Below are 25840 nucleotides of genomic sequence, written 5' to 3'. Positions count from 1 at the left end.
CACTGCGGATCACTTCCTCGGTTTCCGGCGGCGGACGCGGCTGCGCGCCCTCAGTCGTGCGGAACCAGTGCGACCGGCCGGCGTACGTGGTGGAGCAGTGCGTGGGCCACCGGCCCGGTGTGCGAGCCGACCGCCGCGCGACGCCGCCGGCGCCCCACCACCACCAGGCCCGCTCCGTCCGCGGCGCGCACGAGCACGTGCGCGGCGCGTCCCTCGTGGAGGGTCTCGCGGACGTACACGGAGGGGAACTTCGCACGCCACGGTTCGAGCAGCGCCGTGAGCCCGTTCTCCGCCTCCTCCTTGATCCAGGCACGCCCCGCGGCGTCCGGCAGGCCGCGCGAGAGCGGCACGTGCCAGGCGTGCACGACGCGCAGCGGCGCCCTGCGCAGCTCGGCGGCGTGGAACGCGAAGTCCAGGAGGCCGTCGCAGGCCGTGCCGGTGTCGACCGCGACCGCGACGTCGCGGCAGGGCGTGTGCGTGGAGGCCTTCCCGGAAGCGTCCGGCAGGTGCTCGTGCGTCGCGTCCTCCCCCGCCCGCACCAGCACCACGGGCCGCTCCGCGTGGGCGGCGGTGGCGAGGGCCACCGATCCCGTCATGAGTCCGCCGACGCTGCCGAGCCCCTGGCCTCCGATGACCAGCAGTTCGGCGGTGCGCGCCTCGGCGAGCAGCGCGGGGCCGGGCCGCAGGCGCACCTGCTCGGCGGCCACGTACAGCTGCGGATACCGTGCGCTGAGCCGCTCGACCGCCGTGCGCAGCACCCGGCGCGCGTGGTATTGCGGGGCCCGCAGCTCGGGCAGGTCCGCACCGGCGTCGTCGGCGGGCAGGCCCTCCCAGGCGTGCACCAGACGCAGCGGCAGCCCGCGGCGCAGGGCCTCCCTGGCCGCCCAGTCGGCCGCGGCGACACTCTCCGGTGAGCCGTCCAGGCCCACCACGACCGGCTTCAGCATCCCCCTCACCCCTCCGCACTGCGCTTCGCGGCCCCGGACCCCCGGCCACGACGACCCTGCCTGTGGTCCGGCGGTCCGGCGGACCTGTGGTCCGTCCGGTTGTCGACACCAGCGTCGTACCGCGCCTGGCGCGCGAGGAGGGGCCGCCCGGTCACCGTCGAGACCGGTCGGCCCCTGCCCGGGAGCGTCCCGCCGCGCAGCGGCGGCCCCGGCGAGCCCTTTCCGTACCGCGTCTTCCTCCGTGCGGCCCCAAGGGCTCCCCGCCCGGGTCTGGTCCCGCCGCCGCGAGGGGCGCTTCGTCCCCGCGGCGGGGACGTTCGGCCCATGCCGCCGGGCGCCGGGACGGCCGACGATGCGACCGCCATACGGAAAGGGCGGAAAGGGGCAGGAAGACGGCTGCCGTGGGGCACCGCCCGCGAGACCTGTGACGGCGCCCCCGGGGCGGCTGCCGGGGCTGTGGGGGAACGCCGGCCCCGCCGTCGGCCGCGTCCGACGGTGGGACGGCACGGCTGTGAGGAGAGGACCATGCACGACAGTCCGCGCCTCGTGAGCGACGTGATGACGCACACCGTCGTCGCCGTCGGCCGCGACGCGCCGTTCAAGGACATCGTCAGGCTCATGGGCCAGTGGAGGGTCAGCGCCCTTCCCGTGCTGGAGGGCGAGGGCCGGGTCGTCGGCGTCGTCTCGGAGGCCGACCTGCTGCCCAAGGAGGAGTTCCGGGACAGCGACCCCGACAGCTTCGTCCAGCGGACCCGGCTGCCCGACCTGGCCAAGGCCGGCGGGCTGACCGCCCAGGACCTGATGACCGCTCCGGCGGTCACCGTGCACGCCGACGCCACCCTCGCCCGGGCCGCCCGCATCATGGCCCAGCACCGGGTGAGGCGGCTGCCCGTCGTCGACCGCGAGGGAATGCTGGACGGCGTCGTCAGCCGCGGGGACCTGCTCAAGGTGTTCCTGCGGAAGGACGAGGACATCGCCGGGGAGATCCGCCGTGAGATCGTCGGCCACCTGCGCCCCGCCTCGGCCGATCCGATCCGGGTGGAGGTCGCGGAGGGCGTCGTCACTCTCTCCGGACGGCTCAGGGACAGGTCCCTGGTCCCGGTGGTGGCCCGGCTGGTGCGTGCGGTCGAGGGCGTCGTCGACGTCGAGTTCCGCCTCGACCCCGGTCCGGCGCACGGCGATGCGCGGTGAGACACCCCGCCGGGCGACACGCCGCGGGCCGGAACCGCGGGACCGCAGGACGGCCGCCGCACCGACCCGCCGCTCGCACGGCGCGACTGCTCGCCTGCGCGGGCCCGGCGCGTCCCGGGCGACGACGACCGGCGTCAGGAGGTGCCGCGACGACCGGTGTCAGGAGGTACCTCCCGGACAGGTCTCGGCGCCCTGCCCAGGAGGCGCCCCCGCTCTCCCGCTCGGGGCCCGGAGACCGCGGCGGGTGGAAGGTACAGGTCAGCGTCCCCCGCAGGCCGGGCCGCGTCCGACGACCTGACGGGACGTCTCATCGCGCTCAGGGGTCCGCGGCGGTTTCGTGGCGGGCCAGTTCGGTGGCCAGGCGTCGCATGACCGTGCGGTTGGCGCGCCGCATCGTGGCCCGGACCACGGGTGCCAGCAGACGGTCGGCGAGAGGGGCGCGCTCCCAGGCGTAGGTGAACCAGACGCGGCTTCCGCCGGCCGGCGACGGCTCGATGGTGTAGACGCCGCGGGCCAGGCGCCGGCCGCCCGCGCTGACGTTGCGTTCGACGATGCGTCGCGGCGCTTCGGCCTCGACGACCTCGACGGTGACGCGGGTCCTGGTGCCGCCCAGCGTGGCGGTGACCGTGGCGGACGATCCGACGCCGCGGCCGGGGCCGCTGCAGCGCCAGCCGGTCAGGTAGTGATCGGTGAACCGCTCGTGATGAGCCATGACGTCGAGGAAGTCGTAGACCTGCTCAGGCGTCTGCCGCACGTCGACCGACACGGTGACAGGTTTCATGCATCGCACGGTACCGGCGAGTCGCATCCATTGGTACGGCCGCGACGTGGTGGACACGGGCGGCTCGTCCGTGAAGGGCGGGGCCGCCGGCGGTACGGTCGGGGACCGGCGCGCCCGGCTGCTGGACGCGGCCGTCCCGGCCGTTCCGAGGTCTTCGGGCGCGCCGCGGGCGAGCCCGGCCGCATGAGGGACGCCGGTCGCGGCCGGCGCGCGGAATGGCGCACGGGGCCGCGGCCGTTGGAGGGAGCGGGCACTTCGGCCATCGGCCTCACACGAGGGAGCGGACATGACCGTCCAGGACGTCGACCGGGTGAGCTTCGTCAGGGAGTGGGAGGAGTGGCACCGGGCGAAGGAGGAGGCGCTGGCAGGGCCGCACGGCTTCCTCGCCATCACGGGACTGCACTGGCTGAGCCCGGAACCGACCCGTTTCGAGGACGCCCCCGGCGCCTGGTCGGCCACCGCCGGCGGGGTCGTGGTCGACCTGGCCGAGGGCGAGGAGCTGACCGTCGACGGCACGGCGGTGCGCGGACGGTACGGCTTCGGTGCGATCGCCGAGCGGGACAGCCTGTACGTCGGCCACGGCGACGCCGTGATCGAGGTCGCCAGGCGCGGCGGCCACGACATCCTGCGGCCCCGCCACCCCGACAACCCCCTGCGCACCTCGTTCACGTACACGCCCGCCTACGCCCCGGACCCGCGCTGGCGCGTCACCGGCCGTTTCCTGCCCTTCCGGGAACCCCGCCCCCTCACGGTGGGCGCCGCCGTCGAGGGCCTGGAGCACGTCTACGACTCCCCCGGCCAGGTGGAGTTCGCATGGGAGGGCACGCCGCACCGCCTCACCGCGTTCGACGGCGGCTCCCCCGGCAGCCTCATGGTGCTGTTCACCGACGAGACCTCGGGCGTGACGACGTACGCCGCGAACCGCTCCCTCCGGATCGCCGCGCCCGACTCCGACGGCCGGGTCGTCCTCGACTTCAACCGCGCAGGGAACCTGCCCTGCGCCTACACCGACCTGGCGACCTGCCCGCTGCCGCCCGCCGGGAACCGGCTGCCGATCGCGGTCGAGGCGGGCGAGCGGATCCCGCTGGAGCGCGGCGGACGGCCCTGACCCGGAGAGCCGCCCCGCCACGGCCGGCGCCGGGGCCCGTCGTCCCGCTCCGGGCTCCGCGGGCGTCGGCGGGCGGCCGGGCGGTTCGGCTCCGGTCGTACCCCCCCCTCGGCGGGCCCCATGACGGATTCGCCCGTTCGGCACGGAACACGACGATGCGGCACGCCGTTGTGGGACGTATGCGTGTTGTAGGAGTGAAGGAGTTCGGAGGGCCCGAGGCCCTCGGCGTCTTCGAGCTGCCCGACCCGGTCCCCGGACCCGGCCAGGTGCTCGTGGACGTCGCCGCCGCGGCCGTGAACCCCACCGACACATACATCCGCGCCGGAGCACGGGCCGAGGCCATGCGCGGTGCCCCCCTGCCCCACGTGCCCGGCATGGACGTCGCCGGCACCGTGGCGGCCCTCGGCGACGGCACCGCAGGCTCCGGTCTCTCCGTCGGGGACCGGGTGATGGGCATCGTCGTCCCGTACGGCTCGCACGGCGGGTACTCCTCGCGGATCGTCCTGCCGGCCGGCTCGGTCGCCCCCGCACCGGCGGGGACCGAACACGTCGAGGCGGCCACCCTGCCGATGAACGGGCTCACCGCACGGCTGGCCCTGGACACCCTGGCCCTGCCCGCGGGTGCCGCGCTCGCCGTCACCGGCGCGGCCGGCGCGTTCGGCGGATACGTCGTGCAGCTCGCGAGGGCCGACGGGCTGCGGGTGGTCGCCGACGCCTCGGAGGCCGACGAGGAACTGGTGCGCTCGCTGGGAGCCGACATCGTGGTGCGGCGCGGTGACGACGTGGCCGACCGGATCCGCCGGGCGGTACCGGAGGGCGTCGCGGGTCTGGCCGACGGCAGCGTGCAGGGCGACCTGGTGCTGCCCGCCCTCGCGGACGGCGGGCGGATCGCCACCGTCCGCGGGTACGCCGGGCCGGAGGACGGCGGCGGGCGCGGCGTCACCTGGCATCCGGTGATGGTCCGGGACTACGCCGAGAACCGGACGGCGCTCGACCGGCTGCGCGAGCAGGTCGAGAGGGGCGGGCTGACGCTGCGCGTGGCCGACGTGTTCCCGGCCGAGCGGGCCGCCGAGGCGCACCGGCGCCTCGAGGCGGGCGGCACACGCGGCCGGCTGGTCCTCACGTTCTGAGTGCACCGGGACCGGCGGGCGGGCACCCCCTGCCTGCCGGCCGCTCCCGGCGCGCCTCGGACCGGGTGCGGATCGATGCGGCCCCTGGGCCCGGGCACCGCCGCTCACCCGGGCCGGCTCCTTCGGCCCGTCACGCCGGGACGGCGGGCGGGCTCCTCGGGGACGGACAGGACCCGGCCGGAGCCGACGGGGCGGCTGGCGTCGCACCGTCCGGCCCCGGGGAATCGGAGGGAACGCAGGAAGACGCCCTCGTCGGCGCCGGGCCGGCGACGGCCGAACCGCTCGGCGCCACCGGCCTCCCGGTGGCCCGGCGCGACCCGGCGGCCACCGCGGAGCTACGGGCGCCGCCCCGGCGGCCCTCCCCCTCGGCGCTCACCGGCGCCGCCCGGTGTGACGGCGTCCGCCCCGCCGACGCCCACGTCTGGATGGACCGCGCCCGCGGACTCGGCCCGACCCGGGCCACCGGCCCCCCTACCGGCACCTGCTCGAACTCCTGGAGGCCGTCACCCGTCCCGCGTCCGGCTGAAGTGCCCGCCGGGCAGCCCGCCGCACCTTCGCGGCAGGCCCCGCGGTGAGCGCTCCTCGGCTAGGACAGCTGCGGGTAGAGGGCCGCGGGGTCCGCGGCCAGTCCCGCCTTGACGCGGCGCGTGACGTCGTCGGCCAGCACCTCGTACGCTCCCGACTCCACACCGTCCAGGGCCAGCGCGGCCACGTCGCGCGGGGACGACTTGGGCGCGTCGACGTCCGCCGCCATGTCGGTGTCGACGTACGCCATGTGCAGGCCGGTGACCTCGATGCCGCGCGGCCGCAGCTCCAGGCGCAGGGAGTTGGTCTGGGACCACAGGGCGGCCTTGGAGGCGCTGTAGGAGCCGGCGGTGGCCAGCCACGAGAGCACGGAGTGGACGGTGAGGACGTGCCCGCCGCCGTTGCGCTCGATGACCGGCACGAAGGCCCGGGTCGTCAGGAGGGGACCGTAGAAGTTGGTTTCGAACTCCCGGCGCACGTCGTCGAGGGGCGCGTCGAGGAAGGACGCGCCGACCAGGGCGCCGGCGTTGTTGACCAGCAGGTTCACGTCCTGGGCCTGTGCCGCGGCGGCGGCCGTGGAGTCGGGGTCGGTGATCTCCAGCGCCAGGGGGACGGCGTCGGGGTGGGTGACGGTGCGCGGGTCGCGGGCCGTGGCGTAGACCTTGGCCGCGCCGCGCGCGTACAGCTCTTCCACGAGCGCCTTGCCGATGCCCCGGCTGCCACCGGTGACGAGGGCGACGGCCCCCTTGATCTCGGTCATGTCTGCCTCCACAACAGGAAACCGATCGGTTTCCCCCTAAGGTAAACCGATCGGTTTCCACTTTCAAGCGCGGGGCCGCCCGGGCGCGGTGGTTCAGCGCACGCCTGCGGCGTCGAGGAGAGCGGTCACGGTGGGCCGCACGAGCCCGTCCGGGGAGTCGGCCCGGATCCCGGCCCGGGCGCTCGCCCCGTCGAAGACGAGGCTCAGCTGCCGGGACAGCAGGCCGGGGTCGCCCGCCCCGCCGCGTTCGGCCTCCTCCCGGAAGAACGACGTCAGTCCCTCCTTCGCCCGGCGCGCGACCCGGCTCGCGGGGTGGTCCCCGTCCTTCAGCTCGACCTGGGCGGCCAGAAAGGGACAGCCCAGGTAGTCCGGCGAGGCCGCCTGCTCCTCCAGCGCGTCGAAGACGTGCAGGATCCGCTCCCGCGGGCGGCGCCCGTCGCCGGGTCCGGGCAGCAGCTTCGCCACGTAGGCGGGGACGCGCCGCTCCAGGCCGGCCGCCAGGAGGTCGTCCTTGCTGCCGAACAGCTGGTACATCGAGCGCTTCGACACGCCGGCCGCCTTGCACAGCGCCTCCACGCCGACGCCGACGCCGTCGCGGTAGGAGAGTGCGGCGGCGGCCTCCAGCAGCCGGTCGCGGGAGTTCGGTTTCTTCTCTTCGCCACTCATACCGTGAGGCTAACGCGATGTCCGCACATCAAAACCGATCGGTTTACGGGGTGGTGCCGCGCCTGTCGCGGGGACCGCGGGCCGCCGCCGGCGGACGGCGGCCCGGCGGGGTCATGGACGGCGCGCGTGCGCGAAGCCCCGCCGGTGCCAGAGCAGTCCGCCCGCGCGGGCGGGCTCGCCGTCGACACCGGTGACCCGGCCCACGAGGATCGTGTGGTTCCCTCCTTCCAGCAGGTCGTGCCGCAGGCAGCGCAGGGTCAGGGCGGCGTCGCGCAGGACGGGCGCCGGATGCGGGTCCGGGACCAGCGCCATGCCCTCGAAGCGTTCCTCGGCCGGCCGGGTGAAGCTGCCGACGAGGTGTTCGTCGCCCGGCGCGAGCAGATGGACCGTGAAGGCGGCGGCGCCGGTCAGCGCGTCGTGCGTCCGGGAGCGCCGGTCCAGGCAGACGAGGAACAGCGGCGGGTCGAGGGACAGAAAGGCCACGGCGCTGGCCGTCAGCCCCCGGGGCACGCCCTGGTCGTCGTAGCAGGTGACGAGGGTGACGGGGGCCGCCAGGGCGGACATCGCCGTCCGGAACGCCTCGGCCGGTTCCCCCGCCGTGCCCCGGGCGGGCCGGCCGGCCGGCAGGGTGCCGGTCACCGGGCCGCCTCCAGCGGACGGGCGGCGCCCCGCAGCCAGCGGCCCGCGGGCCGGCCGGTGAACCCCTCGCGCAGGTCCCAGGCCACGCGGCCCCCCTTCACCGTGGTGGTGAAGCGGCCGGTGAACGTCCAGCCCTCGTACGCCGACCAGCCGCACAGCGACTGCACGTCGCGCGCGGAGAACTGCCAGCGCTCGGCGGGGTCCAGCAGGGCCAGGTCGGCGTCCGCGCCCGGCTCCAGGCGCCCCTTGCCGGGCAGGTCGAAGAGGCGGGCGGGCCCGTCCCCCATGAGCCGGGCGAGATGGGCGGCCGCCTCGTCCGGCGCGGTGTCCCGCATCCGCAGGCCGGTCCACACGGCCGTGGCCAGTTCCTGGACGCCGGGCAGGCCGGGGGGCGCCTCCGCGGGCGGGCGGTTCTTCTCCTCCACCGTGTGCGGGGCGTGGTCGCTGCCGAGGGTGGCGGCCTCGCCGTCCAGTACGGCCCGCCACAGGCGCCGCTGGTCGCGGCCGTCGCGGATGGCCGGCGAGAGGCGGGTGCGCGGGCCGCGCCGGGTGGTGTCGTCGTGGGTGAACGACAGGTGGTGGCCGGTCACTTCGAAGGTGAGGGGCAGGCCCTCCGCGGCCGCCGCCGAGAGCAGGTCGGCCTCCTCCGCCGAGGACACGTGCAGGACGTGGGCCTTCGTGCCGAACTCGCGCACCAGGCGCACCACTTGGGGCACGGCGACGATGCCGCCGGGGAGCACGTAGCGGTCCCGGGCGTCCAGGCGCGGGCCGGCGGGCAGCGGCTCGCCGGGGGCGGGCAGGGCGGCCACGCGGCCGTCGCGGATCGCGACGGCGCCGTCGCGGACGCCGTCGGGGGTGACGAGGCGGCCGCCCTCGACGATCAGGTCGGCGGGTGTGTCGGTCAGCTGTGCCACGTCAGGCTCACCAGTTCCTTGCAGAGGTCGTTGGTCGGGCCCATCAGCGCGACGGCGCGGGCGTCGCGTCCGTAGCGGTTGATCTCGTGCGCGGCGACGTAGCCGGCCGAGCCGAGCAGCTGCTCGACTCGGTGACGACCCGTTCGGCCGCGGCGGAGGCGAAGAGCTTGGAGTGCAGCGTGGCCATGCCGGGGTCGGCGGCGCTGCGCCGGCCGGCGCGTTCGACGACCGCGCGGGCGGCCTCGACCTCGGTGGCGAGGTCCACCAGGCGGTGCCGGACGGCCTGCTGTGCCAACAGGCCGCGCCGCTCGGCGTGCGCGTGGGCCAGGTCGAGCGCGGCCTGGGCCAGGCCCACGGCGACGGCGCCGAGGGTGGCGCCGCCGTCGCGGACGCCGGCGGTGATCGCGGCGGCGGCGCCGACCGGCCCCAGCCGGGCCGCGTCGGGCACGTGGCAGTCGTGGACGGAGACGAAGCCGGTCGCCGATCCGCGCATGCCGGCCAGGCGCAGCGAGGTGTCCGGCTCCAGACCGGGGGTGTCGGCCTGGATCAGGAAGAACGTCTGCCCCGCGGAGCCGTAGCCGGTGTCCGGGCCGGCGGCCGGCGCCGGGTCGTCCGTCCGGGCCAGCACCAGGTAGTCGATCTCCACCTGGTGGTGGCGGGTGCCGACGCTGCGTGCGACCTCGGCGGCGTAGGCGCGTTCGTCGCTGGGCCAGGTGCCGGTGTAGGCGATGTTGAAGGTGTGCAGGGAACCGGCGCCGCCCGCGGCGCGGAACGCCTCGGCCGCGAGCGCGGTGACCAGGCTGGAGTCGAGGCCGCCCGAGGTGACGGCCGCGACGGGGGCGTCCGCCACCAGCAGCCGGGACACCTCGCGGGACAGCAGGTCGCGCAGCTGGGTGCCGGCCTCGTCCAGGGTGCGGCCGGGCTCGGGGCGCAGGCCCCGCTCGTGGGCCATCGGGCGGCGCCTGCGTCCGCGCCACGGGTGTGCCGGTGGCCGGGGCGCACGGCGTTGATCCGGATGCCCCGGGACGGGCGGTGGGGGGCGGCGCTCCCCGTCAGGCCGACGGATCCGAGCGCAGTCCCAACGCGCTGTGCCGGATGAGCCCCGCGGGCGCATCGGCGGAGCCCGACCTGCGACGCGTCGACTCCACCAGTCTCGATCGGAGGTCGGTCGCGGGTTCGCCGAGCACGATGGCGCTGAGCACCAACTCGAGCATCAGGCAGTCGTGGTCGTCGTCCGTGCCCCGGTAGCGCTCGGGATCGCGCTCGACCACGGCGCGAGCGATCCGCCGCCCACCGTCGGCGACCGGCTCGAAGGTCGCCGCGAAGACCCCGTGACCGGTCCAGCTCCGGTGCAGGAAGACGTCCTCGCCCTCCGTGAAGACGTTCCACTTCTCGTCCATGTCCCGCGCCGAGTAGCCGCGCCGGATCCGCTCCCAGTCTTCGTCCGACCAGATCCGCTGCGGCAGCCGCGGCATGGGCCGAGGAGTCGATATCGGCTGGAGGCGAGGGGAGAACATGGACCGGGTCACGCGTTCGTCAGCAGGCATGCGGTGATCCTATGGAAGAAGCGGCGCCCGGCCGCTCCCTCCCCCTCGGCGACCCCGTTGCGGGACGGCCGGCCGACGAGGTGATGGCAGGCACCTCGACCGCCCGGACCCACCGGTGCCGCGGCCGTCCGGACGTACCGCCTGCTGCCGCCGAAGCGCCCCGCACCTTGACGGTGACGGGGAGTCAGCAGCGCTTCGCACCCGTGCGCGGGACGGGGGAACCTCGCTGTCCCGGGCCGCTGCTCCCCCGCCTCGCCGCCCGCAACACGGCGCTGTGCGTCCCCGGCACCGTGCCGGACCACCGTGCGGACACACCGATCTCAGCTCGGAACGATCATTTTTGACAACGATGTCCGGCGAAGGTGTGGACGCGTGGGACCGGGCGTGATCTCATGCGTGAGGCCGTGGATACAACGTTGTACGCGCGAGCTGGTCCGCACGTGCACTCGTCGCCACATGCCCGCCGCACTCGCCGAAGTGCCCGACCATGAGAGGAAGCGTGCCGTGCGACCTTCGTTCTCCAGATCCTTCCGCAGACTGCGCGCGCCGGTCATCGGTCATGTCCTGGCCGGCGCGTCGGTGGCCCTCTGCCTGACCCACCCCGGTGTCGCGACCGCGGACACCGCGGGTCCGGCGGCGCGCACCTCCACGGTGAAGGTGCAGAACGCCCGGTTCGAGGTGCTGTCCCCGACCCTGATCCGCACGGAGTACGCAGGGGACGGCCGCTTCGAGGACCGGTCCACGTTCAACGCGGTCGGCCGGGACTCCTTCACGCCGCCCCGCTACAGCTCGACCGTCCGCGACGGCGTCCTGACCATCACCACCAGCAAGATGACCCTGCGCTACCGGGTCGGCTCCGGGCCCTTCACCGCGGACAACCTGACGGTTGCACTCCACGCGGGCGAGGAGCCGGTACTGGCGGCGCCCTGGCGTCGTTCCGTCTGCGCCGTCGGGACTCTGTGCGAGGCCGAGGACCAGCTGTACGACGGTCCCGCTCTGGCCACGGACCACCGCGCGTTCACCGGCAAGGGGTTCCTGGCCGGTTTCGAGGTCGACAACAACTCCTTCACCACGGACGTGCGGGCGCCGGCGAAGGGCACGTACGAGTTCGCCGTGCGCTACGCCAACGCGGCCGGCAGCGACGGCCGCCACGAGACCCGGACCCTCAGCCTCAGTGTGGACGGCGGCGCCGACAGGAAGTTCACCCTGCCCAGGACGGACGACTGGGACACCTGGGGCGTGGCCCGCCTGTCGCTGCCCCTCGGCGCGGGCTCCCACACGGTGAAGCTGCACCGCGCCGCCTCCGACTCCGGAAGCGTCAACGTCGACAGCACCGCCCTGCTGACGCCGGGGGCCGACTACCCCTCCCGGGAGGCGAGCGCCGTCGCGGGCTGCCGGTTCGGTACGGGCTGCGAGGCCGAGGACGCGCTCCTGTCGGGCTCCGCGGTCGTCGCCACGGACCACGACGGGCACTCCGGCCACGGCTTCACCGCCGAGCTCAACCAGGGGTCGCGCATCACGGACCGGGTCGCGGACGTCCCCGGGAGCGGCACCTACACGCTGCACCTGCGCTACGCCAACGGCTCGGGCGGCGACGGCCTGCACCAGGCGCGCGAGATGACGGTCGGCACCGAGGGCGGCACGAGGAGCACCGTGTCCCTGCCGCCCACGGACGACTGGGACACCTGGTCGACGGTGTCCGTCCCCGTGGAGCTGAAGGCGGGCACCGACGAGATCACACTGTCGTGCCCGGAGGCCGCAAGCTGCCACGTCAACGTGGACCGCCTCGCACTGACCCCGCGCAAGCAGGCGGCGCCCGCGTCGCACCTCGCCCTGGGCGGCTACCGGCGCAGCCTCGACGGGCTCGACGGCGACAAGGACCCCACCCCCTGGACCACGCCCGGACTGCTGTACCGGGACGGCTGGTACCTGCTCGACGACACGCCCTCCGCGGTCCTCGACACCCGCACCGAGAAGGTCTCCGCGCGCCCCGGCCACCAGGGGCGCCCCTACCGGGACGGCTACGTCTTCGGCTACGGCCACGACTACCAGCAGGGCCTTGCCGACCTGGCCACGCTGACCGGGCCGCCGCAGCTGCTGCCCCGCTGGGCCTACGGCGTGTGGTACTCGGAGTACATCGACCGCACGGCCGACGACTACAAGAAGGTCGTGTCGGCGTTCCGCGACGCGAAGGTGCCCCTGGACGTACTCGTCATGGACACCGACTACAAGGCGCCCAACGCCTGGAGCGGCTGGAACTTCGACACCGGGAAGTTCCCCGACCCCGAGGGCTTCCTCGACTGGGCCGAAGGCCAGGGGCTGCACAGCACCCTGAACGTGCACCCGAGCATCCTCGGATCCGACCCGCAGTTCGCGAAGGCGCAGGCCACGGCCAAGGGCAAGCTGCGCAAGGGCGGATGCGCCTCGGCGGCCGGCGCGGACTGCTACAGCTTCGACTTCGGTGACCCCGACCAGCTCAAGGCCTACCTCGACCTGCACCGCCCGCTGGACGAGGCCGGCAACGACTTCTGGTGGCTGGACTGGTGCTGCGACGCCTCCCGCTCCTCGCAGGCCGGCGTGACCCCGGACGCGTGGATCAACCAGCAGTACGCCGACCTCACCTCCGAGACCAGTGACCGGGGCTTCGCCTTCTCCCGCGCCTACGGGTCCCTGCAGGCCGGCGGCTACAGCGGCGGAGTGGGCGTGCCCACCGGGCCGTGGGCCGACAAGCGGACCACGATCCACTTCTCCGGCGACACGACGTCGAGCTGGGGCACCCTGCGCGCCCAGATCGGTTACACACCGGGCGAGTCCGCGTCGACCGGTCTCGCGGCCGTCAGCCACGACATCGGCGGCCACAACGACGGGTTCGGCATCCCCGGCGCGGAGACCTACGTCTCGGAGGACGGCAAGACGCACCGCACCACCAAGCTGCCCGACGACCTGTACGCCCGGTGGGTGCAGCTGGGCACCTTCCAGCCCATCGACCGCCTGCACAGCAACCACAGCGACCGCCTTCCCTGGCAGTACGGTCCCGAGGCGGAGAGGTCGGCCGAGAAGTTCCTGCGGCTGCGCGAGGAGCTGGTGCCGTACACGTACACCCTGGCCCGCGAGGCGAACACCACCGGGGTGCCGATCACTCGGCCGCTGTACCTGCAGTACCCGGAGGAGGCGAAGGCCTACACCGAGGCGGACAGCGAGTACTTCTACGGGCCCGACCTGCTGGTCGCACCGGTCGCCGAACCCGGCACCGAGACCACCACGTCGGTGTGGTTCCCGCCGGGCACGTGGACGGACTACTTCACCGGGCGCACCTACACCGCGCCCGCCGGCGGCGCCACGCACGACGTCACGACGACACTGGACACCATGCCGGTCTTCGTCCGCGCGGGCGGGATCGTCGCCACCCGGTCCGGCGACGTGGCCGACGACGCGCAGCGCCCGCTGTCCGAGGTCGGCGTCAAGGTCGCCACGGGGGCGTCCGGCTCCTTCTCCCTCTACGAGGACGACGGCACCAGCCGTGTCTCGGGACGGGCGGCGACCACCCGGCTCGACTACTCCGAGCGCAAGGACTCCCACGTGCTGAGGATCGGCGCCACCAAGGGGTCCTTCGAGGGGCAGGCGAGCCGGCGCACGTGGACCGTGTCCTTCACCGGCGTGGAGCGGCCGCCGAGCCGGGTGACCGCGGGGGACGCACGGATGCCGAGGTCGGCCTGGCACTGGGACGCCGACACGCACGTCCTGAAGGTCTCCCTGCCCGCGCGCGGCATCCGCAGCGGGACGACCGTCGCCTACCGGTAGCGCATCGAGCAGTGCCGCAGGGGCCCTGTACGTCCGGTGCGTCAGCCGGACGCACCGGGCCCCTGTGCTGTGCCCGCCCGGTACGCGGGTGGAGCCGGGCCACCGGGTCCCGGGCGGGCGGGGCGGGCTCCGGCCCCGTCAGTACGACCGGGCCGCCTTGCGGTGGGAGGGGGACACCTCGGCCGCCCGCTCCTCGGGGAAGGAGATCTTCTCGGGGTCGCCGTCGGAGGTGTACCGCCCGACCGTTCCGTCGCGCAGCTTGTCCAGCCACGCGGTGGAGGTGAACTGCGCGTCCGGGCCGGTCGCGGCCTGGGAGCGGATGCGGGGAACGGCCCGGGGGTCGAAGGCGGCCGAGAACGGCGAGGGCGCCGGGTTCGATCCGACGAGGTAGACGCCCCGGTGCTGGTAGCGCACGCCGCCGGAGACCCCCTTCGCCGCGAGCTGCGGCGTGCGGGGCAGGGAGCCGTTGGGCAGCGCCAGGGACACCACCGACGCGCCCGGTACGGCCTCGGTGATCGCCTGCTGGTTCCGGGCGATGGCCTCCTGGACCTCCGCGTCCCCCACCGTGCCCAGGGTGGTGTGCCGCAGCGTGTGGTTGCCGATCTCGAAGCCGTGGTCGGCGAGCCACTTGAGCGTCCTGCGGCCGCCGGAGTCCCGGAAGGGGTCCCCGTTGACGAAGAAGGTGGCCACCGGGCGGAAGGAGGGGTGCTTCTCCGCGACGTCCAGCAGGATTCCCACCGCCGATCCGGGGGCCGGCCGGCCGGCGGCGTCGAGGGCCAGCTGGCTGCCGGTGGAGTCGTCGAAGGTCAGCACCACGGGGTGGGCGCCGGCGGGAATGTCGATCTTTCCGGCGGTGAACTGCCGGGCGGTGACCGGTACGTAGCCCTCCCGCGCGAGCCGTTCCAGTTCCGCGCGGAAGTCCCGCGGGGTGCGGTCGTACACGCTCTGGGGTTCGGCCACGATCTGGTGGTACATCAGGACCGGCACCGCGCCGAGCTCGTCGGCCCCGACCGCCGCGGGGTCGGCGGGTGCGGCCTGTCCGGCCTGGTGTCCGGCGGCCGGGGACCCCTCCCGGTCCCCGTCCGGCGGGGAGGAGGCGTGCTGCGCGGCCCCCGAGCAGCCGGCGAGCAGGACGGCGGCCAGGACGGCCTGCGCCGCGGCGCCCCCTCGGCCCCACGGACGCGGCGGACGCGACGGACGCGGGCCCGACGGACGCGGATTCGGCGGATGTGGACGCATGGCGGCTCCGGCGCGTGAGGAGGTGGGACAGCACAGTTGTGGATCTTCATCTCCACGCTGCGGCACGGACGCGGCCGGCGCCCGGTGGGATCGGCCGAACGCGCGATTGTGCGGCGTTGCGTCATGGGACGGCGGCCCAGCGGTTATCCCGATGGTGGAGCGAAGCCCTCGACCATGGGATGAACATGCACACGAATTCGGCCGGGAAAGGCACTTCTCCAGGGCGCGGCCGCCGCAAGGGCCCCGTCGTGGCGGTCGTCGCCGTCGTCGTCGCCTGTACGGCGCTGGGGGCCTTCGGGGTCCAGTCCTACTCGCACGGCATACGGATCGAGGGCCTCGGCGGCGACGCGGTGCTCGACCGGGCGGACATGGCGGATCTGCGGCTCACCGTCGCCGGGAAGGAGGGGGCCGACCTGGACAGGGTGCGGGTGACGCTCGACGGGAAACCGGTGCGCACCCGGCCGGCCGGCGGACGGCTCGCCGTCCGGGTCCCCGAGCTGACCGAGGGCGAGCACGAACTGGCCGTCCGGGCCGACACCGTCCTGCCCTTCGCCCGCGACACGAAGAAGAAGTTCACCGTCGACACGGTCGCCCCGCGCCTGCGGCTGTCGGACGCCCGGGTCGAGAGGTTCGGCGCTCCGGTGACGGTGCGCGGCCGGGTCGAGGACGCCGGGCGGGTGAAGGTGACCGTGGCCGGAAAGCCGGTGTCCGTCGCGGACGACGGCAGCTTCTCGCGGCGCCTCGAGCGCTCCCCCGGCAGCATCGCCGTGACGGCGACGGACGCGGGCGGCCACGTGACCAGCGAGAACGTAAACGTGTCCATGCCCTACCCCGTCACCCGGGCCGCGCACCTCAGCGCGATCGGCTGGACGTCACCGGCGCTGCGGGACCCCATCCTGGAACTCGCCCGGAAGAAGCGGATCAACGCCGTCCAGCTCGACATCAAGGACGAACTCGGAGAGGTCGGCTACGCGTCCGAGGTGCCCATGGCCCGCGAGATCGGCGCGGTCAAGGGCCACTACGACGCCCGCAAGGTGATCGACCAACTGCACGGCATGGGGGTCCGCGTCGTCGGCCGCATCGTCGCCTTCCGCGACCCGATCCTGGCCGAGGCGTCCCACCGCGCCGGCAAGGACCGGCGCCTGGTGCAGGATCCCAGTGGCGAGCCGTACAACGGCGGCAGCTACGGCAAGCTCTCCTTCACCAACTTCGCCGACCCCGAGGTGCGCAAGTACAACAGCGACCTCGCCGCAGAGGCGGCGAAGCTCGGCTTCGACGACATCCTGTACGACTACGTGCGCCGTCCCGACGGCGACCTCGCCGGACTGCGCTTCCCGGGCCTCGGTGAGAAGGCGCCCGAGGAGTCCATCGCCGAGTTCGTCGCCGAGACCCGCGACCGCGTCCGGGCGGAGGGGGCGTTCCTCGGGGCGTCGGTGTACGGCATCGCCGCGACCCGCCCCACCGAGATCGCCCAGGACATCCCCGCCCTCGCCGAGAGCGCCGACTACATCGCGCCGATGGTGTACCCCTCGCACTGGGCCGCCGGCGAGTACGGTGTCACAAGCCCGAACTCGAGTCCGTACGACATCGTCCACCGGTCGCTCGCCGACTTCGCCAAGCAGGTGAAGGGCACGAACAGCGCGGTCGTCCCGTGGCTCCAGGACTTCTCCATGGGGACGCACTACGGTCCGGAACAGGTCTCCGCCCAGATCAAGGCGGCCGCGGACAACGGCATGAACTCCTTCCTCCTGTGGAACGCGGGAGCGAAATACCAGGGAGCGGCCCTGCCCGCCATGAAGTGACGGCAGCCGCCCGACGGAGCACGCCGGGACGGTGTCTCCGTGAGGAACGCACGGACCGGGGCCGCCTGCTCGGCGGCCCCGGTCCACGTGTTCCAGGGGCATCGGTGTGCCGCGGGGAGCGGCCGGGGCCCCGGAGGCAGTGGTGTCCGCGCCGGCCGCGTCCGGGAGTCAGGGGGTGCCGAGGTAGTCGGTGGCTTCGACGTCGTGGAGGTGGACGAGGATGTCGTGCGCCTCGCCCAGGGCGATCTCGTACGTCATGGGGTCGGGCCAGCCGGCGCCGATGTTCCGGGTGACGCGCGGTTCGTCCAGCCAGGCGCGCGCGGCGGCGGGGGCGGTGCGCATGTCCAGGACGTAGTCGCGCCGGCGGACCTTGTCCAGGGTGTGCTCGTTGGAGCCCGGCCGCGCGGCGTCCACACGGTAGGTGCGCATCACGTTGTCATCGGTGCCGAACGCCTTGAAGGCGCCCTGGTGGAAACTGGAGCCGACGCTGACGTAGTCCTCGCCCAGCGTGTCGCGGAGGAAGGCGCCCTGGGTCCTGGGGTACCGCGCGTCGAAGGCGTCGTACGACACGTGCGTGTTGTGCGCCGACAGCAGGATCCGGTCGCCGGTCCGCCGGTGCCACCAGGCCACGTTCTCGGCCATCACCTGATCGCGGTACCTCATCATCCGCACGACCTGGTCCTCGTCGGTGACGTCGTAGGAGAAGCCCTGGGCCAGCTGGTGGACGGCCCTGGCGTGCTGCACCGCCCACGCGTGCTCCTGCCGCGCGGCACCGGAACCCGGTGGCTGCCTCCGGAGCAGTTCGAGCACCTTCCGGGTCCGCTCCGCCCGGTCCGCGCGCTCGGCCTGCGGCAGCTCCAGGTACCGGCGGCTGTAGGCGTCGGCGTCGGTGGTGGGCGCCAGGCCACGGTAGAGCTCGGCGACCCGCGCCCGCAGGCGCGGGTGGGCGCGGGCCACGTAGTCGGTCACCCGGTCGTACAGCTCCGGCCCGGCGTACCCCATGTCGTCGCCCATGAAGCGCACGGGGTCGTCCGGGTGCCGGCGGTTGTGGTCGCGCATCCACTCGATGAGGTCGCGGTAGTCCTGGTTGTTCCAGATCCGGTACGAGCCCTGGAACTCCTCGCGCGCGATGTCCTCCAGGTTCCCCTCGCCGCGCAGCACGTACGCGTCGATCCGCAGGCCGCTGCTCCAGGGGAGTTCCAGGGAGAAGGTGCGGAAGCCCTTCTCCTCGACCAGGTAGCGGAACACCTTGTGCTTCATGCGGAAGAAGTCCCGCGACCCGTGGGTGGCCTCGCCGAGCCCCACCACCCGGGCGTCCCCGACCATGCGGCCCAGCGCGCCGAGGTCCTTCAGGCTGCCTTCGGGGTCGGTGCTCCTCAGTGTGCGGGCACTGCGTTCGACGGCGTCGACCACACGCCGCTCGCGCTGCGCGGAGTCCGCGGCCTCCGGGGCCGGAACGCCGGCCGCGGACTGCTTCGCCTCGTCCCCCGCTGCCGGAGCGGCGACCGCCAGGGCACCGAGGGAGAGGAGGACCGAAGGGACGATCACTGCCATGCGTCGTTGTGTCATGGCCACAGATTCCCCTGCGCGCGGAGGGTGCCACCAACCCCTGCGCTGCCCACCTCGGAGTACCGCAGGCACCACCGCCGAAGGCCGGTCCCGTACCACTGGGGCGGGGTGATGCATTCCTCACGGGTCCCCGGTGCGGGGAGGTGGACCCCGCGTCCCGCCAGGGCTGATCGTGGGCGCCATGAACGATGACCTCACGGCACCCGGCGCCACCGCCGCGCCCACCGGCCGCGTCCCCGCTCCCGACCGCCCGCACGGCGCCGGCGCACCACTCCCGGGCGCGGCCGCGGATGCGCGGGGGACCGTGGGCGGTACGCCCCCGGGCGAGGAGGCGGACGCGGTCCGCGGCTTCTGGCGCCGGCTCGGTCTCCCCGGACTGGTCGACGTCCACACGCACTTCATGCCCGAGCGCGTCCTGCGCAAGGTCTGGGGCTACTTCGACGCGCTCGGGCCGCTGACCGGCGGGCTGAACTGGCCGATCACCTACCGGACGGAGGAGGCGGAACGGACGGCCCTGCTCCGCGCGTTCGGCGTACGGGCCTTCACCGCGATGCTCTACCCCCACAAGCCGGGCATGGCCCGGTGGCTGAACGGCTGGGCGGCCGACTTCGCCCGCCGCACCCCCGACTGCCTGCACACCGCCACCCTCTACCCCGAGCCGGGCGTCGAGGCGTACGTCCGCCGGGCCGTCGAGGAGGGCGCGCGCGTCTTCAAGGCGCATGTCCAGGTGGGGGCGTACGACCCGGCCGACGAACTCCTGGATCCCGTATGGGGGTTGCTGGCCGAGGCCGGGACCCCCGTGGTCGTCCACTGCGGCTCCGGGCCGGCCCCCGGCAGGCACACCGGTCCCGGGCCGATCGCGCGGGTGCTGGCACGGCACCCCCGGCTGCGGCTGGTCGTCGCACACCTGGGGATGCCCGAGTACGAGCAGTTCCTCGGCCTGGCCGAGCGGTACGAGGAGGTACGGCTGGACACGACGATGGTGTTCACCGACTTCACCGAGGAGCTCATGCCGTTCCCCCGCCGGTCCCTGCCCCGGCTGGCGGACCTCGGCGACCGCGTCCTGCTGGGCTCCGACTTCCCCAACATCCCCTACCCCTACCTCCACCAGCTGCACGCCCTGGAACGGCTGGACCTGGGAGGGGACTGGCTGCGGTCGGTGTGCCACGACAACGCGGCGGAACTGTTCGGACTGTGAGGACCCGCTCGCGCCCGCCACGCGGATCAGTACGGCGAGGGGCGGAAACGCACGGGGAGCTGAGTAGCGGTACTCATGCCGTGGTCCGGCGGCCGGGCCGACGATGGGTGCTCCCGCGACGCCCGCGCCCTGTCCGGCGTCCTTCACCGAGGAGCACACCGTGTCCGCTGCCGGCCTGTCCGCCGCACCCCCCGCACCGCGCCGTACGCTCCCCGCCCTGTGCGCCGCCGTAGTGGTCGTGGGCCTGGCCCTGTCGGCCTGGCGCCCCCACGACCCCACCACCTGGCTGCTGGAGACCGTGTGGGTGCTCGTCGGACTGCCGGCGGCCGTGCTGGCCCGGCGGCGCTTCCCGCTCACCGGGCTGCTGTGCGTGCTGCTCGCCGTGCACGCGCTCGTCCTGGCGCTGGGCGGGCACTACACCTACGCGCAGGTGCCGATCGGCGACTGGGTACGGGACGCGTTCGGACTCGACCGCAATCCGTACGACCGCTTCGGACACCTCATGCAGGGCTTCGTCCCGGCCGTCCTGGTGCGCGAGCTGCTCAGCCGTACCTCCCCGCTGCGCGGCAGCCGCTGGCTGGCGCCGCTGACGGTCTGCGCCTGCCTGGCCTTCAGCGCCGTGTTCGAGATGTTCGAGTGGGCGGCGGCCGTGATCGGCGGCCAGGCGGCGGACGCCTTCCTCGCCACCCAGGGCGACGTGTGGGACACCCAGTGGGACATGTTCTGCGCGCTGATCGGCGCCACCGTGTCCGTGCTCCTGCTGGGACGGCTGCACGACCGGCAGTTGGCGTCGCTGCCCGTCACCGCGTCGCGCCGCGGCGACGGTCCCGCGGGAGCAGACGCCGCCTGAGGCCCGCCGGCCGGCCGCCGCTCCGGCCGTCCGCACAGGGCGGGTCGCTCCTCGGTCGCAGCCGAGGAGGGATCACCTCAGCACACGGCGCGCGCCGCCGTGCGAGGGCGTCGCACGGAGCGGACCGGAGTCCCAGGACGACGGCACGGCCGGTCCGCATGCCCTCGTGCCCCGTCGCCCCACCGAACTCCCGGATGACACGAGGGGGATCAGCGACCCTCCTCCTCCGGCGCCGGCCGGTCGGCGGACCACTCCCGTCCCCAGGCGGCCAGCGGCTCGAGGGCCTCGTTGAGGCGGACGCCGTCCTTCGTCAGCGAGTACTCCACACGGGGCGGCACCTCGTCGTAGGAGTCGCGGTGCACGACGCCGTCCGCCTCCATCTCGCGCAGGTGGGAGGCGAGCACCTTCTCGGTGATCCCCGGCAGCAGGCGGCGCAGCTCCCCGAAGCGGCGGCGGGGGTGCTCATGGAGCGCCCACAGGATCAGCACCTTCCACTTGCCGCCGATCACCTCCATCGCGGCGTCGATACCGCAGACGTGTCCCTCCGGTCCGCCCGGCCGGTTCAGCGTCGCCATGCCCCCACTCCTCTGACCTGTTCACTCACTCCGGGGTGAGCGCCCACCCGGAAGTGCGTACTTGATCACCTCCGACCCCGGGACCAGCCTGGACAGCATGACACACACCGTTGTGAAGAAGACGTCCCTCACGCTGCTCGGCCTCGGTGCGATGGGCACCGCGCTGGCCCGTGCCTGGCTGGCCGCCGGCCATCCCCTCACCGTCTGGAACCGCACACCGGCCCGCGCCGCCGCTCTCGCCGACGCGGGTGCGCGCGTCGCCGACAGCGCGGCCGACGCGGTCGCGGCGAACGGCCTGGTCGTCCTCTGCCTGCTGGACGACGCCTCCCTCGACCAGGCGCTGGCGGGCGCCGACCTGACCGGCAAGGACCTGGTCAACCTCACCACCTGCACCCCCGCCGAGGCCCGCGCACGCGCCGCGTGGGCCGAGGGGCGCGGCGCCCGCTATCTGGACGGCGGCATCATGGCCGTCCCCCCGATGATCGGCCGCCCGCAGGCCGGCGGCTACGTCTTCTACAGCGGCCCGCGCGCGGTGTTCGAGGAGCACCGGCACACGCTCGGCGTGCCGGCCGGCACCACCTACGTGGGCGAGGACACGGGGTTCGCGGCCCTGCACGACGTGGCCCTGCTCAGCGCCATGTACGGGATGTTCGCCGGGGCCGCGCACGCCTTCGCCCTGATCCGCGAGGAGGACATCGACCCCACGGTGTTCGCGCCGCTGCTCGCCGACTGGCTCGTGGCGATGGCTCCCTCGGTCCACCTGACCGCCGCACAGCTGAGCGGCGGCGACTACACGAAGGGCGTGGTCTCCCGGCTCGCCATGCAGGTGGCCGGCGTTCCCACCTTCCTGCGGACCGCCGAACAGCAAGGTGTCGACCCGCAGCTGATCGCCCCGTACTTCGCCCTCATGCGCCGCCGCCTGGCCGAGGGCGGCGAGGACGAGGACCTGACGGGCGTGGTCGACCTGCTGCGCCGCTGACCACCGCGCGACCACGCCGGTCGCCCGCCGGTGGGGCCACGCCGTCCGGCGTCCCCTCGGCGTGCGCCTACGATGCCGTGTCCGCCTCGGCGATCATCTCCCGTACGGCGGAGCCGGCCTGGGCGCGCAGCCAGGCGTGGGCGCGGTCGTTGTCGTGCCGTTGGTGCCAGACCAGGTGCAGGGGGACCAGTGGCATCGCGAAGGGCAGGGGCAGCACCCGCAGGCCGAGGGTGCGCAGGGCGGGGCCCGTGACGGCGTGGGGGACGGTGACCACCAGGTCGGTGTCGAGGACGAGTTGGAGGGCTGTCGCCGTGCTCGGCGCCGCGGCGATGACCAGGCGTTCGAGTCCGAGGGAGGCGAGGGCGTCGTCGACGGGGTCGCGCAGACGTCCGCGCCGGGAGACGGTGACGTGTTCGGCGGCGGCGTAGCGCTCGGGGGTCAGTGGCCCCTCGGTCAGCGGATGGCCGGGGCGGACGGCGGCGACGAGGCGGCTCTCGCCGATGAGTTCGTGGCGCAGGCCGGGTGCCGAGGGTGCCGCGGAGCTCGACTCCAGGTCGACCTCGCCGCGCCGCAGCTCCGGGGTGTCGGAGTTCGTCTCGGCCAGCAGGCGCAGGCGTACGCCGGGGGCCCGGTGGTGGACGGCGGTGAGCAGGGCGGGGCCGCAGGCCGAGGTCAGCGCGTCGTGCCAGCGGATGGTGAAGGTCCGGTCCAGGGTGGTCAGGTCCAGTTCCCTGTCCCGGCTCAGGAGTCGGTGGGCCTGCTGGACGAGGTCGTGGACCTGCGCGCGGACCTCCAGGGCGTAGGGGGTGGGAACCATCGTCCGGCCGGTGCGGACCAGGATCTGGTCGCCGGTGGCGTGGCGGATGCGCCCGAGGGTGCGGCTCATCGCCGGGGCCGTGACATGGAGGCGGGCGGCGGCACCGGCCACGCTGCCCTCTTCCAGGAGTGCGTCCAGCGCGGTGAGCAGATTCAAATCCAATTGCATGAGGGTAATGCTAAGGCTTACAAGCATGCACTTGCTGTTAATCACCGGGATCCCTGCGGTCGCGTACGGACGGCGCGGGACGCGCCGCACACCTCCCGACCCCTCCGCCGGCACCGCCGTGCCCGGCCGCGATTCCGCAGGAGCCCCCATGTCCGGCACCGCCACCGGCACCACCCCCGACACCGCTCTGCTCGCCCAGGTCACCGCCGCCGTCCGCACCGCCGGCGACGTACTGCGCGAGCGCCGCACCCCGCACGCCCGCGGCACCAGCACCGACGAGATCGTCGCGGAGGCCCACGCCAACGACGACGCGGTGCTCGACGTCCTGAAGGAGCCGCTGCTGGCGGCCCGCCCGGGCTCGCGGTGGGCCGACGACGAACTCGCCGGCGGTGCGCTCCCGCCCGGCGAGTGGTGGGTCGTCGACCCGGTCGAGGGCAACATCAACCATGTTCACGGCATGTCGGACTGGGCCGTGACCGCCGCCCTCGTCCGCGACGGCCACCCCGTCCTCGCGGTCGTCCACCTCCCGCTGACCGGCGACGACTACACCGCGGTGGCCGGGGGCGGCGCCCACCTCAACGGTGTGCCGCTGCGTGTGTCGGCCAAGACCGACCTGGGCGCGGCCCTGACCGGCACGGGCCAGGCCCGGCCCGGCGAGGACGAGCACACCTTCCGCCGGATCGGCGCGTCCGTCACGCAGATGCTCGTCCACGGCCTCGTCGTCCGCGTCTCCGTGCCCGCCACCCTGCAGCTGATCCATGTCGCCGCGGGCCGCACGGACGCCTTCTGGCAGTTCTCCGACGTGCGCTCGGGCCTGGTGGCCGGCGCCCTGCTGGTTGCCGAGGCCAAAGGCGCCGTCACCGACACCCACGGCACCCCCTGGAGCCTGACCAGCCCCGACTTCCTGGCCGCCGCCCCCGGCATCCACGCCGCGGCCGTCGCGGTCCTGTCCCCCATCGCCTGACGACCCGTCACCCCGCAGAGAGCACACCCTTGTGAGCGGCATCGGCGTCCTCGCCGCCGGCCGCGCCGGAACCGGTCTCGCCCGCACACCCGCCGCCGGCCACGAGGTCGCCCTCGGCCACCGGCAGCCGCCCGAAGAAGGCACGGCCGTCGGGACGGAGGCAGTCCGGCGATCCGGCGCGCCACGGCCGCCGCCACCGACGTCGTCATCGACGCCACCCCGGGGCGACAGCTCCCCGCCGCGCCTCCCGCCCCCGCCGTGCGCTCCTAGCCGACCCGTCGGGCCAGCACCTGCCCCGGCCACGCCCCGGACAGGAAACGATCGGTGGGGGTGAAACCGTTGCGCTCGTAGAACGCGACCAGTCCGCCTCCGCCGCCCGCCCAGCAGTCGACCCGCAGCAGCTGCACACCGGCCCGCCGGGTCTCCTCGGCGGCACGGGCCAGCAGCGCCGCCCCGATGCCCCGACCGGCGTACCGACGGTCGGAGACCAGCAGCCGGACGTACCGCTCGGGTTCCCCGGCCGGCGCGATCGGCATCTGCGGACTGGGGCCGGAGTCCAGCACCAGGGCCCCGACCGGCGCTCCGTCCAGCTCCGCGAGGTACGGAGCGTTCTCGGTCATGTACCGCTCGACCCGCGCCACGCCGCCGGGCCTGTGCGAGTACGGTGTCGTCCCCCACTGCTCGGTGTTGCCGCGGTCGTTCATCCAGGCCACCGCCGAGTCGAGCATGGCCAGAACGGCGGGTGCGTCGGCCGGGCCGCCCGGTCTGATGCGCAGACCGTACGTGGTGTCGTTCACGCAGGAAGCGTAGGCGGTTCGCGGCGGAAGCGTGCGCGAAGCCGTGGAACACCATGTGATGCCGTCGGCGATCCCGCCCGTTCCCGACGAGCCGGGCCGGCCCGGACCGGCGGCCCCGGAGCGCGGCACGGGTGCGGTGCGCCACGCGGCCGGAGAACGGCTCGGCAAAGGCCGTGTCCGGGGACCTGCTCGCGGTTCCTCCGGACCCGCGGGCCGTGCTCAGTCGGGGCGGTCGGCCGCCCAGAGGACGCCGCCCAGCAGGTGGGAGCGGAAGCCGGGGTCCGCGTAGGCGGCGGAGGCGTGTCCCAGGGCGGTGTAGAAGACCCGGCCCCCACCGTGTTCGCGGCACCAGGCGATCGGGTGGTCGTCGCCCATTCCGCCGCCGGTGTACGACGACTCGTCGGCGACGGCGAGGACGTGCACGGCGCCGCGGGGGCTGGCCTCGAAGTCGTACCACTCGTCCTCGACCTCCCACACCGTGGGAAGGTGCCGGGTGGCGGGGTGCCGGGAGTCCTCGATCAGCACTCTTCCCGGCTGGTACTCGGGGTGCCGGGTGAAGCGCGCTCCGAGGAGGTCGCCGTAGTACGGCCAGCCGTACTCGGTGCAGGCGGCCGCGTGCACACCGACGAACCCGCCTCCCGACCCGACGTAGCGTGCGAGGTGGTCCCGCCCGGCGGGGGTGAGGACGTCACCGCTGGTGGAGAGGAACACGACCGCCGCGTACCGGTCCAGTCCGGTCTCCAGGGCGGCGGGGTCCTCGGTGTGCACGACGTCGAAGTCCCCGAGCGTGCGGAAGGCGGCCACCGCGTCGGGCAGGGAGTCGTGGCGGTAGCCGGTGGTACGCGTGTACACGAGGACTCGGAAGGGCATGGT

General features: G+C 74.3%; 23 protein-coding genes. 9 read left to right on the top strand and 14 right to left on the bottom strand.

Annotation, left to right across the window (positions count from 1 at the left end; translation table 11 throughout):
• Positions 1-50: 50 nt before the first annotated feature.
• Positions 51-947, bottom strand: a complete 897-nt coding sequence (locus IE271_RS06620) for a universal stress protein (RefSeq protein WP_190189223.1) — start codon at positions 945-947, stop codon at positions 51-53.
• A 525-nt stretch (positions 948-1472) separates the two neighbouring features.
• Here IE271_RS06620 and IE271_RS06615 point away from each other — a divergent pair.
• Complete coding sequence (locus tag IE271_RS06615; RefSeq protein ID WP_190189222.1) at positions 1473-2138, top strand: CBS domain-containing protein; 666 nt, start codon at positions 1473-1475, stop codon at positions 2136-2138.
• Between the two features lie 316 nt (positions 2139-2454).
• On the opposite strand, the gene IE271_RS06610 is transcribed toward IE271_RS06615, so the two are convergent.
• Positions 2455-2919, bottom strand: a complete 465-nt coding sequence (locus IE271_RS06610) for an SRPBCC family protein (protein ID WP_190189221.1) — start codon at positions 2917-2919, stop codon at positions 2455-2457.
• Between the two features lie 286 nt (positions 2920-3205).
• Between IE271_RS06610 and IE271_RS06605 the strand changes: the two genes are divergently transcribed.
• Both IE271_RS06605 and IE271_RS06600 read left to right on the top strand, forming a co-directional pair.
• Positions 3206-4027, top strand: coding sequence for a DUF1684 domain-containing protein (locus tag IE271_RS06605; protein ID WP_190189220.1), 822 nt, complete (start codon positions 3206-3208; stop codon positions 4025-4027).
• Between the two features lie 179 nt (positions 4028-4206).
• Positions 4207-5157 carry an NADP-dependent oxidoreductase gene (locus tag IE271_RS06600; protein ID WP_190189219.1) on the top strand — a complete coding sequence of 317 codons (951 nt, stop codon included), beginning with the start codon at positions 4207-4209 and terminating at the stop codon, positions 5155-5157.
• A gap of 586 nt (positions 5158-5743) precedes the next feature.
• On the opposite strand, the gene IE271_RS06595 is transcribed toward IE271_RS06600, so the two are convergent.
• The 6 genes from IE271_RS06595 to IE271_RS06570 all read right to left on the bottom strand — a co-directional run bounded on the left by IE271_RS06595 (position 5744) and on the right by IE271_RS06570 (position 10136).
• Positions 5744-6442, bottom strand: coding sequence for an SDR family oxidoreductase (locus IE271_RS06595; protein WP_190189218.1), 699 nt, complete (start codon positions 6440-6442; stop codon positions 5744-5746).
• A gap of 93 nt (positions 6443-6535) precedes the next feature.
• Positions 6536-7108, bottom strand: a complete 573-nt coding sequence (locus IE271_RS06590; RefSeq protein ID WP_190189217.1) for a TetR/AcrR family transcriptional regulator — start codon at positions 7106-7108, stop codon at positions 6536-6538.
• 111 nt (positions 7109-7219) lie between these two features.
• Complete coding sequence (locus IE271_RS06585) at positions 7220-7747, bottom strand: flavin reductase family protein (protein WP_229919164.1); 528 nt, start codon at positions 7745-7747, stop codon at positions 7220-7222.
• Entirely contained in the window at positions 7744-8661 is a 918-nt protein-coding gene (locus IE271_RS06580) for a dihydroorotase (RefSeq protein ID WP_190189216.1), read from the bottom strand. The genes IE271_RS06585 and IE271_RS06580 overlap by 4 nt, the downstream gene beginning before the upstream one ends.
• A 43-nt stretch (positions 8662-8704) precedes the next feature.
• Positions 8705-9613 (bottom strand): asparagine synthase-related protein, encoded by a 909-nt coding sequence (locus tag IE271_RS43865; RefSeq protein WP_373308726.1) that lies wholly within the window; start codon positions 9611-9613, stop codon positions 8705-8707.
• Positions 9614-9713: 100 nt separating this feature from the next.
• The gene (locus IE271_RS06570; RefSeq protein ID WP_190189333.1) at positions 9714-10136 is read right to left on the bottom strand and encodes a hypothetical protein; all 423 of its coding nucleotides are present in this window, start codon (positions 10134-10136) and stop codon (positions 9714-9716) included.
• Between the two features lie 576 nt (positions 10137-10712).
• Between IE271_RS06570 and IE271_RS06565 the strand changes: the two genes are divergently transcribed.
• Positions 10713-14009, top strand: a complete 3297-nt coding sequence (locus IE271_RS06565; RefSeq protein ID WP_373308725.1) for a TIM-barrel domain-containing protein — start codon at positions 10713-10715, stop codon at positions 14007-14009.
• A 138-nt stretch (positions 14010-14147) separates the two neighbouring features.
• Here the strand turns inward: IE271_RS06565 and IE271_RS06560 are convergent, their stop codons facing one another.
• Entirely contained in the window at positions 14148-15248 is a 1101-nt protein-coding gene (locus tag IE271_RS06560; RefSeq protein WP_190189213.1) for a polysaccharide deacetylase family protein, read from the bottom strand.
• A 185-nt stretch (positions 15249-15433) separates the two neighbouring features.
• Between IE271_RS06560 and IE271_RS06555 the strand changes: the two genes are divergently transcribed.
• Entirely contained in the window at positions 15434-17050 is a 1617-nt protein-coding gene (locus tag IE271_RS06555; protein WP_190189212.1) for a putative glycoside hydrolase, read from the top strand.
• A gap of 168 nt (positions 17051-17218) precedes the next feature.
• Here IE271_RS06555 and IE271_RS06550 read toward each other — a convergent pair whose 3' ends face one another.
• A complete protein-coding gene (locus IE271_RS06550) occupies positions 17219-18604 on the bottom strand; it encodes an erythromycin esterase family protein (protein WP_229919163.1) in 1386 nt (461 codons plus the stop codon).
• Between the two features lie 196 nt (positions 18605-18800).
• On the opposite strand from IE271_RS06550, the gene IE271_RS06545 reads away from it, so the two are divergent.
• Positions 18801-19817, top strand: a complete 1017-nt coding sequence (locus IE271_RS06545) for an amidohydrolase family protein (RefSeq protein WP_190189210.1) — start codon at positions 18801-18803, stop codon at positions 19815-19817.
• Between the two features lie 175 nt (positions 19818-19992).
• Positions 19993-20667: a DUF2238 domain-containing protein gene (locus IE271_RS06540; RefSeq protein ID WP_190189332.1), complete on the top strand. Its 675-nt coding sequence runs from the start codon at positions 19993-19995 to the stop codon at positions 20665-20667.
• Positions 20668-20876: 209 nt separating this feature from the next.
• Here IE271_RS06540 and IE271_RS06535 read toward each other — a convergent pair whose 3' ends face one another.
• The gene (locus IE271_RS06535) at positions 20877-21242 is read right to left on the bottom strand and encodes a winged helix-turn-helix transcriptional regulator (RefSeq protein ID WP_190189209.1); all 366 of its coding nucleotides are present in this window, start codon (positions 21240-21242) and stop codon (positions 20877-20879) included.
• Positions 21243-21339: 97 nt separating this feature from the next.
• Between IE271_RS06535 and IE271_RS06530 the strand changes: the two genes are divergently transcribed.
• The gene (locus IE271_RS06530) at positions 21340-22221 is read left to right on the top strand and encodes an NAD(P)-dependent oxidoreductase (protein ID WP_190189208.1); all 882 of its coding nucleotides are present in this window, start codon (positions 21340-21342) and stop codon (positions 22219-22221) included.
• Positions 22222-22288: 67 nt separating this feature from the next.
• Here IE271_RS06530 and IE271_RS06525 read toward each other — a convergent pair whose 3' ends face one another.
• Positions 22289-23206, bottom strand: a complete 918-nt coding sequence (locus IE271_RS06525) for a LysR family transcriptional regulator (RefSeq protein ID WP_190189207.1) — start codon at positions 23204-23206, stop codon at positions 22289-22291.
• Positions 23207-23354: 148 nt separating this feature from the next.
• On the opposite strand from IE271_RS06525, the gene IE271_RS06520 reads away from it, so the two are divergent.
• Positions 23355-24170 carry an inositol monophosphatase family protein gene (locus IE271_RS06520; protein ID WP_190189206.1) on the top strand — a complete coding sequence of 272 codons (816 nt, stop codon included), beginning with the start codon at positions 23355-23357 and terminating at the stop codon, positions 24168-24170.
• Between the two features lie 266 nt (positions 24171-24436).
• On the opposite strand, the gene IE271_RS06515 is transcribed toward IE271_RS06520, so the two are convergent.
• Together IE271_RS06515 and IE271_RS06510 are read right to left on the bottom strand one after the other, a co-directional pair.
• Positions 24437-24967 (bottom strand): GNAT family N-acetyltransferase, encoded by a 531-nt coding sequence (locus IE271_RS06515; RefSeq protein WP_190189205.1) that lies wholly within the window; start codon positions 24965-24967, stop codon positions 24437-24439.
• A gap of 219 nt (positions 24968-25186) precedes the next feature.
• The gene (locus tag IE271_RS06510) at positions 25187-25837 is read right to left on the bottom strand and encodes a ThuA domain-containing protein (protein ID WP_190189204.1); all 651 of its coding nucleotides are present in this window, start codon (positions 25835-25837) and stop codon (positions 25187-25189) included.
• Positions 25838-25840 lie beyond the last annotated feature (3 nt).

This window comes from Streptomyces minutiscleroticus (assembly GCF_014650875.1).
In the GTDB taxonomy this organism is placed as follows: domain Bacteria; phylum Actinomycetota; class Actinomycetes; order Streptomycetales; family Streptomycetaceae; genus Streptomyces; species Streptomyces minutiscleroticus.
The sequence above is the reverse complement of the archived record's forward strand: the minus strand, read 5'-3'. Positions and strand labels throughout refer to the sequence as shown.